The 12,335-nt window shown below is 40.1% G+C and carries 11 protein-coding genes; 3 read left to right on the forward strand and 8 right to left on the reverse strand.

Features of this window, described 5'->3' with window-relative positions:
- The first annotated feature begins 105 nt into the window (after positions 1–105).
- Positions 106–486 (forward strand): DUF3461 family protein, encoded by a 381-nt coding sequence (locus ED622_RS12135; RefSeq protein WP_122034365.1) that lies wholly within the window; start codon positions 106–108, stop codon positions 484–486.
- Between the two features lie 74 nt (positions 487–560).
- On the opposite strand, the gene secF is transcribed toward ED622_RS12135, so the two are convergent.
- From secF to queA, 5 genes are all read right to left on the reverse strand, one after another.
- Entirely contained in the window at positions 561–1,511 is a 951-nt protein-coding gene (gene secF / locus ED622_RS12140) for a protein translocase subunit SecF (protein WP_122034367.1), read from the reverse strand.
- A gap of 13 nt (positions 1,512–1,524) precedes the next feature.
- Positions 1,525–3,381: a protein translocase subunit SecD gene (secD, locus tag ED622_RS12145; RefSeq protein ID WP_122034369.1), complete on the reverse strand. Its 1,857-nt coding sequence runs from the start codon at positions 3,379–3,381 to the stop codon at positions 1,525–1,527.
- Between the two features lie 53 nt (positions 3,382–3,434).
- A complete protein-coding gene (yajC, locus tag ED622_RS12150; protein WP_122034371.1) occupies positions 3,435–3,767 on the reverse strand; it encodes a preprotein translocase subunit YajC in 333 nt (110 codons plus the stop codon).
- 95 nt (positions 3,768–3,862) lie between these two features.
- Positions 3,863–4,990, reverse strand: coding sequence for a tRNA guanosine(34) transglycosylase Tgt (gene tgt / locus ED622_RS12155; RefSeq protein WP_122034374.1), 1,128 nt, complete (start codon positions 4,988–4,990; stop codon positions 3,863–3,865).
- A gap of 196 nt (positions 4,991–5,186) precedes the next feature.
- Positions 5,187–6,239 carry a tRNA preQ1(34) S-adenosylmethionine ribosyltransferase-isomerase QueA gene (gene queA / locus ED622_RS12160; protein WP_122034376.1) on the reverse strand — a complete coding sequence of 351 codons (1,053 nt, stop codon included), beginning with the start codon at positions 6,237–6,239 and terminating at the stop codon, positions 5,187–5,189.
- 244 nt (positions 6,240–6,483) lie between these two features.
- Between queA and ED622_RS12165 the strand changes: the two genes are divergently transcribed.
- Positions 6,484–6,927: a CBS domain-containing protein gene (locus tag ED622_RS12165; RefSeq protein WP_122034378.1), complete on the forward strand. Its 444-nt coding sequence runs from the start codon at positions 6,484–6,486 to the stop codon at positions 6,925–6,927.
- A gap of 96 nt (positions 6,928–7,023) precedes the next feature.
- On the opposite strand, the gene aceA is transcribed toward ED622_RS12165, so the two are convergent.
- The 3 genes from aceA to ED622_RS12180 form a co-directional block, all read right to left on the reverse strand.
- Positions 7,024–8,352: an isocitrate lyase gene (aceA, locus tag ED622_RS12170; RefSeq protein ID WP_122034381.1), complete on the reverse strand. Its 1,329-nt coding sequence runs from the start codon at positions 8,350–8,352 to the stop codon at positions 7,024–7,026.
- 14 nt (positions 8,353–8,366) lie between these two features.
- The gene (gene aceB / locus ED622_RS12175; RefSeq protein ID WP_122034383.1) at positions 8,367–9,971 is read right to left on the reverse strand and encodes a malate synthase A; all 1,605 of its coding nucleotides are present in this window, start codon (positions 9,969–9,971) and stop codon (positions 8,367–8,369) included.
- A 573-nt stretch (positions 9,972–10,544) separates the two neighbouring features.
- Positions 10,545–11,444, reverse strand: coding sequence for a hydrogen peroxide-inducible genes activator (locus ED622_RS12180; protein WP_122034385.1), 900 nt, complete (start codon positions 11,442–11,444; stop codon positions 10,545–10,547).
- 148 nt (positions 11,445–11,592) lie between these two features.
- Between ED622_RS12180 and ED622_RS12185 the strand changes: the two genes are divergently transcribed.
- The gene (locus ED622_RS12185; RefSeq protein WP_122034387.1) at positions 11,593–12,201 is read left to right on the forward strand and encodes a peroxiredoxin C; all 609 of its coding nucleotides are present in this window, start codon (positions 11,593–11,595) and stop codon (positions 12,199–12,201) included.
- Positions 12,202–12,335: the final 134 nt, after the last annotated feature.

Raw genomic sequence — 12,335 nt, forward strand, 5'->3', positions numbered from 1 at the left:
GGTCAACTAAACCGATCCACTCCACAAGTTTTCCGTTCACTATTTGTACTCATCCTTATCTTAGATAAAGATTGAAGCGACAACATAATAATAATGGAGTAAATAATGTACCCACACCTAGTTAGTCTTGGAATTACAGAACCTGAAAAAATAGACCGTTACTCTCTACGACAAGAAGCCCAAAAAGATGTATTAAAAATTTACTTTGGCAAACAAAAAGGCGAATTATTCGCTAAAAGTGTAAAATTTAAATATCCGCGCCAAGTAAAAAATGTCTTAGTTGATAGTGGTAGTCATCGTTATAAAGAAACCACTGAAATTAATCGTAACCTAACACTAATCATTGATGAGCTTAATAAAATCACACGTCCAGAAAAAGAAACACCAGCGGACGTGAAAAAGAAAATCCTTAAAGATCTTCGTCACTTAGAAAAAGTAGTGGCAAGTAAAATTGAAGAAATCGAGCGTGATCTAGATAAACTTTAAAACCGCTTTTTATGTAATAAAAAAATGGACCAATTAAGGTCCATTTTTTATAAGTAGAATATATACATTACCTATTAAGGCATTTGCTCAAATTCTTCTTCACCTTCTTTATCGACAGGTGTTGGCATTAGGTGTTCGCGAGTGATGCCTAATTTAAGAGCTAATGCTGATGCTACGTAAATAGAAGAATACGTACCAACGGTAATACCCAGTAGTAATGCAAGAGCAAAACCGTGGATCATTGCTCCACCTTGGGTAAACAATGCAATTACAACAAATAAGGTTGTAGCTGAAGTGATCAGCGTACGACTTAATGTCTGAGTAATTGAATCATTCATAATATCTTCAGGTTCACCCTTACGCATCTTCAAAAAGTTTTCACGGATCCGGTCAAATACAACAATAGTATCATTCAATGAATAACCAACTACCGTTAATAGTGCCGCGATAATCGTCAAATCTACTTCAATTTGTAGGAATGAAAAAATACCTAGTGTAATGATAATATCGTGAGCCAGTGCTAATACTGCACCTGCTGCAAGACGCCATTGGAAACGTATCGAAACGTAAGCCAAGATACACAATAAAGAAACAAGAATAGCTAAACCACCTGCTTCAGTTAGTTCATCCCCTACATTAGGGCCAACAAACTCAATACGACGCATTTCAACTTGATCACCTGTGCCTTCTTTAATTGCACTGATAATCTGGTTACCTAATTCTTCCCCTTTAATCCCTTCACGAGGTTGAAGACGAACAATAACATCACGTGCAGTACCGAAGTTTTGTACTGTTGCATCACCAAAGCCTTTTGCTTCTAGTGCACCACGAATATCTGTTAATTGAGCAGGTTGTTCAAAACCCACTTCAATTAATGTACCACCCGTAAAATCTAAGCCCCAGTTCAACCACTTTGTTGATAGAGTAGCAATTGACGCTACAATCATCAGCATAGAGAAGAAAAAGGCAGGCTTAGACCAACGCATGAAGTCGATGGTTTTCTCTGCTTTCATTATTTGAAACATGACAAATATTCCCTTAGATCGACAGTTTGTCTACGCGCTTGCCGCCGTAAACTAAGTTAATAATACAACGAGTACCTACAATCGCAGTAAACATTGAAGTCAAAATACCAATAGACAGCGTTACCGCGAAGCCTTTGATTGCACCAGTACCAACAGCAAATAGAATAATCGCGGTAATTAACGTTGTAATGTTTGCATCGGCAATCGTACTGAATGCATTCGCGTAACCTTGATGAATGGCTTGCTGTGGATTACGTCCGTCTTTTAACTCTTCACGAATACGTTCAAAGATAAGTACGTTTGCATCTACCGCCATACCTACGGTTAATACGATACCAGCAATACCCGGTAACGTCATTGTGGCACCTGGAATCATCGACATAACACCAATAATTAATACTAAGTTAGCAGCAAGTGCTAAATTAGCAACCAGACCAAAGCCACGGTAGTAGACAAGAGTAAACAGCATTACTGCAATCATACCCCAGATACACGCTTGAATACCCATATCGATATTTTGTTGACCCATAGATGGACCAATCGTACGCTCTTCAACAATCGAGATTGGCGCAATTAGTGCACCTGCACGAAGTAGTAAAGCAAGGTTATGAGCTTCTGCTTGAGAGTCAATTCCCGTAATACGGAAACTACGACCCAATGCAGACTGAATCGTTGCTTGGTTAATTACTTCTTCTGTTTTAGAAAGAATTACTCGACCTTCAGGTGTACGACGACCGCTGTCTTTATACTCTGTAAATACCGTTGCCATTAGCTTGCCGATATTTTTACGAGAGAACGCAGTCATCTTACTACCACCTTCACTGTCTAGTGAGATGTTAACTTGTGGACGACCGTATTCATCAGCACTTGAGCTTGCATCTGTGATGCTCGCACCGCCAAGAATAATACGTTTCTTCAGGACAACTGGACGACCATTACGATCTTCTTTAATTTCGCTACCTGCTGGTGCTCGACCATTTGCAGCCGCGGCTAAATCAGCTCGATCATCCACTTCACGGAATTCAAGAGTTGCCGTCGCGCCTAAAATTTCTTTCGCACGAGCCGTATCTTGAACACCCGGTAATTCAACTACAATACGACTAGCGCCTTGACGTTGAACAAGAGGTTCAGCAACACCAAGTTCATTAACACGGTTACGAATAATTGTAATGTTTTGCTCAACCGCGTAGTTACGAATTTCTTGTAAACGTTGTTCTGTGTACTTAGCAACTAATTTGTATTGGCCATTTGATTCAGATTCAACAAATGTCATATCACGATGGATATCAGACAATACTTTTTTAGCTTCAGCTAACTGCTCTTCGTTACGAAGAACGACTTCAACTGCATCTTTACCTGACTCACGAATAGCACGGTAACGAACTTTTGCTTCACGTAAATCAGTGCGGAAGGACTCTTGCTGTTGACCAATAAGCTTACTCATTGCCGCGTCCATATCCACTTCCATTAAGAAGTGAACACCACCACGTAAATCAAGACCTAGCTTCATTGGAGCTGCACCAATAGAAGTTAGCCAATCAGGAGTTAATGCTGCAAGGTTTAGTGCCACTACGTAATCTTTACCTAGTGATTGATTGATAATATCTCGAGCACTGATTTGAGAATCAGTATCACTAAATCGAACAAGTACACTGCCGTTTTCAAATGCAATAGACTTATAGGCAATATTATTGTTTTTTAAATTTTCAGCGACAACATCCAGCGTAGAGGTCTGAACCTCAGTACCACGGCTACCCGTGATTTGAACGGCTGGATCTTCACCATAGAGGTTTGGAAGTGCGTATAACGCGGCAATAAGTAGTACTGAGACTACCATCAAGTACTTCCATAAAGGGGAACGGTTTAACACAGCGATGTCCTTAATGAAAAATACCCCCTAACCGAAATTAGAGGGTACAGTTTTTATAGTGATTTCAGAGTGCCTTTTGGCAGAACCGCTGAAACAAAATCCTTCTTAATAGTTACTTCGTTATTTGCGTTAAGCTCAATCACGATGTAATCATTTTCTTCAGATGCTTTAGTAATTTTACCTACTAAACCGCCTGCAGTAAGAACTTCATCACCTTTGCCCATAGAAGACATTAAGTTTTTGTGTTCTTTTTGACGTTTCGCTTGTGGGCGATAAATCATAAAGTAGAAGATAACTGCAAACATACCAAGCATGATAAACATTTGCATACCACCGCCTTGTGGCGCTGCTTCACCAGCTGCATGAGCCTGAGAGAAAAAATTCATTTAATAACGTCCTCGTTAATCTAGTTTCTAATTTCCGGTTTCTAAAATGTGACCATACACATATCCCTTTAGATATATGGGTGATAACTCTGTTTTTAAAGGTCTTTTAATGGTGGAACTTCACGATCACGGCGTGCATAGAACTCTTCTACGAACTGCTCAAAACGTTCTTCTTCCAGTGCCTTACGGATGCTCGCCATAATACGTTGGTAATAACGTAAGTTATGAATCGTATTTAGACGCGCACCTAAAATTTCATTACAACGATCTAAGTGATGTAAGTAAGACTTGCTGTAATTCTGACAAGTATAACAATCACACTCAGGATCTAGTGGTGTTGTATCTGTTTTATGTTTCGCATTACGGATCTTGATCACACCGCCAGTCACAAATAGGTGACCATTACGTGCATTTCGCGTTGGCATAACGCAGTCAAACATATCAATACCGCGACGAACGCCTTCAACCAAGTCTTCAGGTTTACCGACACCCATTAGGTATCGTGGCTTATCTTCTGGCAATTGTGGACATGTGTGCTCTAAAATGCGATGCATGTCTTCTTTTGGTTCACCTACTGCTAGGCCACCAACAGCATAACCATCAAAACCAATTTTCGTCAGCGCTTCAACAGACACATCACGTAAATCTTCGTATACACCACCTTGAACAATACCAAATAGTGCATTCGGGTTTTCTTGGCGATCAAATTCATTACGGCTACGATCAGCCCAACGGATTGAACGTTCCATTGAAATACGCGCTTCATCATGCGTTGCAGGATATGGCGTACATTCATCAAAAATCATAACGACGTCAGAACCAAGATCGTACTGGATTTGCATTGATTTCTCTGCATCCATAAAGATCTTATCACCATTTACAGGACTACGGAAATGTACACCTTCTTCAGTGATTTTACGTGTTTTACCAAGACTGAATACTTGGAAACCGCCTGAATCGGTTAAGATTGGGCCTTTCCAGTTCATGAAGTCATGTAAATCACCGTGTAGTTTCATGATCTCTTGACCAGGACGCAACCATAAATGGAATGTGTTACCCAGTAAGATCTCAGCACCAGTGCCTTTTACTTCTTCAGGTGTCATGCCTTTAACAGTACCGTAAGTACCTACTGGCATAAATGCTGGAGTCTCAACCGTACCACGGTCAAATTGTAATTGACCACGACGTGCGCGACCTTGTTTTTTAAGTAGTTCGTATTTCACGAAACCTCCAATAAGCCAGAGAAACAATCTGACAATTTGTTTAATTTGCTCACATTAAAAGGGTAATGTAGCACCTCTGTATTACCACCTTTCGATTATAAATAATGGTGATAACACAGTCGAAAACGTCCTGTTTTCTATTTCACTGGCTCCGTGAGCGAAATCTAAATTTATCTTTGCGTTTAACGTGTCTTAATTACGCCGTTTTCTTCGTAATGAACATCGCATCACCGTAACTAAAGAAACGGTATTGATTATTTACCGCTTGATCATACGCCTTCATGGTATTTTCATAACCCGCAAAAGCACTTACAAGCATAATCAAAGTAGACTCAGGTAGATGGAAGTTTGTTACCAATGCATCCACAACTTGGAATTCGTAACCTGGGTAGATAAAAATTTCAGTGTCATCAAAAAATGGCGCTAACTCTGTACCTTGTTTTAACGCATGTTGCGCCGCACTTTCAAGTGAGCGAACCGAAGTCGTACCAACAGAAATAACACGACCACCACGAGCTTTGGTTGCTTTAATGGCATCAACTACTTCTTGAGAAACTTCCGCATATTCAGAATGCATGTGATGTTCTAAAATATTATCAACACGAACAGGTTGGAATGTACCCGCGCCAACATGAAGCGTAACGTAGGCAAATTCTACGCCTTTTGCGTTCATTTTTTCTAGAATCTCTGTATCAAAGTGTAAACCAGCGGTTGGGGCTGCAACAGCTCCCGGTTTTTCGTTATAAACCGTTTGGTAACGCTCTTTATCTGCATCTTCATCTGGACGGTCGATATAAGGCGGTAATGGCATGTGACCAATTTCATCTAAAATATCTAATACTTTCTTTTCAGAAGTAAAACGAATTTCAAATAAAGTATCATGGCGGGCAACCATTTCTGCTTCATACTCTTGATTCTCGCCTAACCACAGTTGATTACCTGGCTTTGGTGATTTAGAGCAACGTACGTGGGCTAACACTGAATGCTCATCTAGAACACGCTCAACCAACACTTCTAGTTTACCGCCAGAGGCTTTAACACCAAACATACGAGCAGGAATAACACGCGTATTGTTGAATACAACAAGATCACCACTCTGTACTAAATCCAGTACATCAGTAAACTGACCATCATGTAATTCACCACTATTACCATTCATTTGTAATAGGCGACTTGCCGTACGCTCAGGTTGAGGGTAACGCGCAATAAGTTCATCGGGTAATTCAAAATGGAAATCGGATACTTGCATGGTTTACTTCTTCATCAAAAATGGCAGACAGAGTAGTATATTCACGCGAAGAGCAATAGCAAGGGATGAAGCAATATACCTCTCAAATTTTCAATAAATATACACTTTGCAGATTGAAATTGACTTTAAACAGAGAAAGTCCCATCAATATTTTTGTCTCTTCAAAAAATCTAGCCAGCTCGCACTTTTTTCTTTCATCTGCCTCTATATTTACTAAAGGATACATAAATCAGCAGGAGCAATTATGTTCACCATTAGCGACTTGATGACAACTCATCCTCATACTCTGCTTCGTTCTAATTCTTTAGAAGATGCCAAAGCATTAATGGACGAGCACGGTATTAGGCACGTACCTATTGTAGATACAGATCACTCATTGATTGGATTAGTCACTCAACGAGATTTATTAGCAGCTCAGACATCATGTTTAGAAAAGCCCACCTTCGAAGATATCTCCACTCTCGATATTCCACTCAATGCAATCATGCATGAAAATATCATGAGTATTTCTCCACACGGAGGATTAAAATCAGCGGCAGTATTCATGCAAAAACACAAAGTAGGTTGCTTGCCAGTTGTTGATCATGGGAAGTTGGTAGGAATAATTACAGACTCAGATTTTGTTACCATTGCGATTAATCTATTAGAGTTGCAAGAGGAAGTCGATCCGATGGAGATCGATGAATAGCAATAATTAACAGACAAAAAGAAAGGGAGACTCCATTCTCCCTAAAACGTGATAATACGACTCTTTTTTATTATGTGGATATGGGGTTAGTATTAATTAAGCGTTGGTTTTAAATTGCTCTTCTTCTGTTGAGCCTGTTAGTGCGGTCACTGATGAATTTCCACCTTGAATGGTATTGGTCATAATATCAAAATACCCCGTACCTACTTCTTGTTGGTGCGCCACAAAAGTATAGCCCTTCGATGCCGCTTCAAACTCTTTACGTTGAACCATTTCAACATAATGACGCATTCCCTCACCTTGTGCATAAGAGTGCGCTAGTTCAAACATGTTAAACCACATGTTATGAATACCCGCAAGCGTAATGAACTGGTATTTATACCCCATGTCTGCCAGCTCTTGTTGGAACTTAGCAATGGTTTCTGAATCTAGGTTTTTTTCCCAGTTAAACGATGGTGAACAGTTATAGGCTAATAGCTGATCCGGGTATTCTGCATGAATAGCCTCTGCAAACTTACGAGCTTCTTCTAAACATGGCGTTGCGGTTTCACACCATACCAAATCAGCATAAGGTGAATACGCCAGACCACGAGAGATAGCTTGGTCAATACCTGCGGTTACTTTGTAGAAACCTTCAGCAGAGCGCTCGCCTTCAATAAATTCTTGATCATACGGATCACAATCAGAGGTCAGCAGATCTGCGGCATTAGCATCGGTTCTTGCAATAACCAATGTTGTTGTGCCTGCTACATCGGCAGCAAGTCGTGCTGCTACCAGTTTTTGAACCGCTTCTTGAGTTGGAACTAATACTTTCCCCCCCATGTGACCACATTTTTTCACTGACGCTAGCTGATCTTCAAAGTGAACCCCTGCCGCACCTGATTCAATCATATTACGCATCAACTCATAACCATTTAACACGCCACCAAAACCGGCTTCTGCATCGGCAACAATCGGTAGGAAGTAATCAATGCCCTCTTCTGGCGTTGTACCATTTGACCATTGAATCTGATCTGCTCGGCGAAAAGCATTATTAATACGTTTAACTACCGAAGGTACTGAATCTACAGGATAAAGAGATTGATCAGGATACATGGTCGATGCGGTATTGTTATCTGCGGCAACCTGCCAACCAGAAAGATAAATAGCTTCAATTCCGGCTTTTGCTTGTTGGACTGCTTGCCCACCCGTTAGCGCACCAAGACAGTTCACATAGCCTTTTTTAGATGTGCCATTCACTAGTTCCCATAATCTATCTGCCCCTTTTTGAGCAATCGTATTTTCTGGTGCAAATGAACCTCGAAGGTTGATCACCTCTTCAGCTGTGTAAGGACGAGTTACGCCATCCCAACGTGGGTTTTCTGCCCAATCTTTTTCTAGTGCATCAATTTGTTGTTGGCGAGTTTGCGGTTTAAATGTAGTCATAATAGTTCCCTCTCTTATAAATATTCATAGCCAGGTAGTGTTAAAAAGTCCGTTAGTTGATCACTGGTGGTTAGTTGCTCCATCAGTTTTGCAGCTTGGGTAAATTGTCCTGAATCAAAACGCTCAGTTCCCAATTCATCCTCTATTACTTTTATTTCTTCCAATAACATGGTTCTAAACAAATCAGCCGTTACGGTTTCTCCGTTATCAAGTGATTTCCCATGTTGTATCCATTGCCAAATAGACGTTCGTGATATTTCAGCCGTTGCAGCATCTTCCATTAACCCATAAATAGGGACACATCCATTGCCAGTGATCCACGCTTCAATGTATTGAACCGCGACACGAATGTTATGACGCATTCCCTCTTCTGTTCTTTCACCTTCACAAGGTGCTAATAATTCTTCGGCGGTAATGGGGTTGTCATTTTCTCGACTGATATCTAGCTGATTGGTTCGATCGCCTAATACCTTGTCGAACTCTGCTCTCGCGGTGTCAGCTAATCCTGGATGAGCAACCCAAGTGCCATCATGTCCATTATTGGCTTCCAGTGATTTATCAGTTTGAATTTTATTCAACACCCAATCATTTTTTACCGGATCTTTCGATGGGATAAAGGCGGCCATTCCTCCCATCGCAAACGCTCCTCTTCGGTGACACGTTCTGATCAGTAATCGTGAATAGGCATTTAAAAACGGTTTTTCCATTGTCACTACTTGGCGATCAGGTAGCACGCGATCTGGGTGATTTTTTAAGGTTTTAATGTAGCTAAAAATGTAATCCCATCGGCCACAATTCAATCCAACAATATGTTCTTTTAAGCTGTATAAAATTTCATCCATTTCAAATACAGCAGGCAGCGTCTCTATTAATACTGTTGCTTTAATAGTGCCTTGTTTTAAACCAAACTCACGTTCCGCAAAAGTAAATACATCACTCCACCACGCCGCTTCTTGGTAGGCTTGTAGTTTAGGAAGATAGAAATACGGACCACTGCCTTTTTTTAATGACGTCTGGTAGTTGTGATAGAAATAAAGCGCGAAATCAAACAAAGCTCCGGGAATAGCAACACCATTAAAAAGCACGTGCTTTTCTGGAAGATGCAAACCTCGAACTCGACAAATCAATACCGCTGGATCTTGTTTTAGTTGATATACCTTTTGAGTTTGAGGGTTGGTGTATTGGATCGTGCCATTCATTGCATCTCTAAGGTTAATCTGTCCGTTTAATACCGCTTCCCATGATGGTGCTAGTGAATCTTCAAAATCTGCCATGAATACTTTCACATTGGCATTTAATGCATTAATCACCATTTTTCTGTCCGTAGGCCCAGTGATCTCAACGCGTCTATCTTGAAGATCACTTGGAATACCTTGAATACTCCACTCAGACTCTCGAATAGATCGCGTCTCTGTCAAAAAGTCAGGTAGCTCTCCTGCGTCTATTTTTCGCTGTCTAGCTTGACGAGTTTCTAAAAGCTCAGGCACTCGATGCGCAAATTTATCGACAAGATGAGTAAGAAAGCGAACGGCTCCAGCACTTAATACTTCGTCTACTTGAGGAAGACTAGGTCCAATAATGGATATCTCTTGTTCTTTCGTCGTCATTGTATCTGTCATGGTTTGCGCCTCCGGCAAAATTACATTTGTAACTAAAACACTACGATTTAGTATTCATGTTTCATCCTATTCATCGTTCTTTCTGTTTACGTCTATTACATTCTCGAAAGAGCGAATGAATTACAACCCCTACCAAAGGCTAATATCACCTTGAATTTTCAATGAGATGTCGACATAAAACAGAAAGTTGAGTTATGAGTAAATGCTCTATAAAGATAATTGTCAAAGATTAATTTTTACATTTATTTAACACGGGAAGGTCACTATGATCTGAAAATTACGTTATAAAATTACACAAATTAAACTTGTAAAATTGAACATGTAAAATTCACAGTTTTAATTTCACAAAGAAAACAGCGGGATAGAATAAAAAAGGGGTGATAAGTAAGCTTGTTTAGAGAGGAATAAAAAGAAAGTGGCGGTATACAACAAGAAGAAAAGAAATAAACTGGTCAGATCTGTTTGATGATAAATATAAAGAAGTGAGAATGCGGTCACTAATTGCTCTATTATTCAAAAGTAGAAAAGCGCTTATTTAAACAATAAATAAGCGCCTTAAATATGAAAATAAAATTATAAAATCTGTTTAACAACGTCTGCCAGCTGGTGAAAAGCTTGTAAACGAGATGAACTTGGACGCCAAACTAGCCCAATTTCTCGTGACGCTTCTTGACCCGGTGGCTCAACGACAACAAGATTTTGGTTATCCAACAAACCGTGCTTAATAGCCATTTGAGGAATAAATGTCGTCCCTAGCCCATTAGCCACCATTTGTACTAAAGTGTGCAAACTAGTTGCAGTAAACGGATTTATTTTTTCTTTTTTAGTTAATTTACACGCTGATACCGCATGATCAGTCAAACAATGCTCCTTCTCTAGTAAAAAAACATATTCATCCGGTAGGTCATCATAACGAATAGGTGTAGAGATAGAACCCGCCTGATCTTTACTGATCACCATCTTAAACGGATCATTACCAACAACCAGACTGTCCATACCTCCAATATCAACAGGCAAGGCAAGAATAAGAACATCTAACTGTCCCTGACGTAAAGCGGCTAATAAATTGGTCGTTGTATCTTCTCTTAGTAACAAGGTCAGTTGTGGGTAGTTTTTATTGACCTCTTGTACTAAATCACACAATAAAAAAGGCGCAATAGTAGGAATACAGCCAACTCGAAGCTGCCCTTGCATAGCATCGCCTTGGCATAAAGAGCCGAGTTCGATTAAATCTTGACCTTTGGCTAGCAACTCGCGTCCTTGAGCAACTACTTTCTCTCCTATTGGAGTAAAAACTAATGTTTTTTTATCACGCTCGTATAAAGGACAACCAATTAACTCTTCAAGATTTTGTATCCCTTTACTTAAGGTTGACTGGCTAACAAAACATTTTTCTGCTGCATCACCAAAGTGACGGGTTTCATGTAGGGTAATAAAGTAGTGTAACTGTTTTAATGATGGCCACTTGTTCATCGCTTTTCTCGATTACATTAATCTATTTAATTCGCTTTTTTCTATCATACCTTTTGTACTATAGTTTGTCCTGTTGAAACAATTTATTGTTTTCAAAAACAAAGCCAAACACGAAGTTTGGGAAATCTAATTTTTAGGAGATTCAAAAATGGTACTAGTAGGTCGTCAAGCACCAGACTTTACTGCTGCAGCTGTTCTAGGTAATGGCGAAATCGTTGATAACTTCAACTTCAAAGAATTCACTAAAGGTAAGAAAGCGGTAGTATTTTTCTACCCACTAGACTTCACTTTTGTTTGTCCTTCAGAGCTAATCGCTTTTGACAACCGTCTAGCTGATTTCCAAGCTAAAGGCGCAGAAGTAATCGGTATCTCTATCGATTCACAATTCTCTCACAACGCATGGCGTAACACTGCTATCGAAGATGGCGGTATTGGCCAAGTTAAGTACCCACTAGTTGCTGACGTTAAGCACGAAATCTGTAAAGCATACGATGTTGAGCACCCAGAAGCTGGCGTTGCTTTCCGTGGTTCTTTCCTAATCGATGCTGACGGCCTTGTTCGTCACCAAGTAGTTAACGATCTTCCACTAGGTCGTAACATCGACGAAATGCTACGTATGGTTGACGCACTAAACTTCCACGAGAAGAATGGTGAAGTTTGTCCAGCACAATGGGAAGAAGGCAAAGCAGGTATGGACGCATCTCCAAAAGGCGTTGCAGCATTCCTATCTGAACACGCTGACGACCTAAGCAAGTAATTGCTGACCTAGGGTATTTACATCAAATACTCGACTGCACCTAAGCTCAACGGTGCATGTGGCTAGAATATTAAAAGCGTATAAACGCAGTAGCCTAAAATCAGAAAGTTTGCCTAATACTAAAAGCCCTGAAG

Source organism: Aliivibrio sp. EL58 (assembly GCF_900312675.1).
Taxonomy (GTDB): Bacteria; Pseudomonadota; Gammaproteobacteria; order Enterobacterales; family Vibrionaceae; genus Aliivibrio.

Coding starts and splice junctions, on each gene's coding strand:
- yajC (WP_122034371.1), bottom strand. CDS start 3,767: ATGAATTTTTTCTCTCAGGCTCATGCAGCTGGTGAAGCAGCGCCACAA.
- secF (WP_122034367.1), bottom strand. CDS start 1,511: ATGTTTCAAATAATGAAAGCAGAGAAAACCATCGACTTCATGCGTTGG.
- aceB (WP_122034383.1), bottom strand. CDS start 9,971: ATGACAGATACAATGACGACGAAAGAACAAGAGATATCCATTATTGGA.
- ED622_RS12165 (WP_122034378.1), top strand. CDS start 6,484: ATGTTCACCATTAGCGACTTGATGACAACTCATCCTCATACTCTGCTT.
- ED622_RS12135 (WP_122034365.1), top strand. CDS start 106: ATGTACCCACACCTAGTTAGTCTTGGAATTACAGAACCTGAAAAAATA.
- ED622_RS12185 (WP_122034387.1), top strand. CDS start 11,593: ATGGTACTAGTAGGTCGTCAAGCACCAGACTTTACTGCTGCAGCTGTT.
- queA (WP_122034376.1), bottom strand. CDS start 6,239: ATGCAAGTATCCGATTTCCATTTTGAATTACCCGATGAACTTATTGCG.
- ED622_RS12180 (WP_122034385.1), bottom strand. CDS start 11,444: ATGAACAAGTGGCCATCATTAAAACAGTTACACTACTTTATTACCCTA.
- aceA (WP_122034381.1), bottom strand. CDS start 8,352: ATGACTACATTTAAACCGCAAACTCGCCAACAACAAATTGATGCACTA.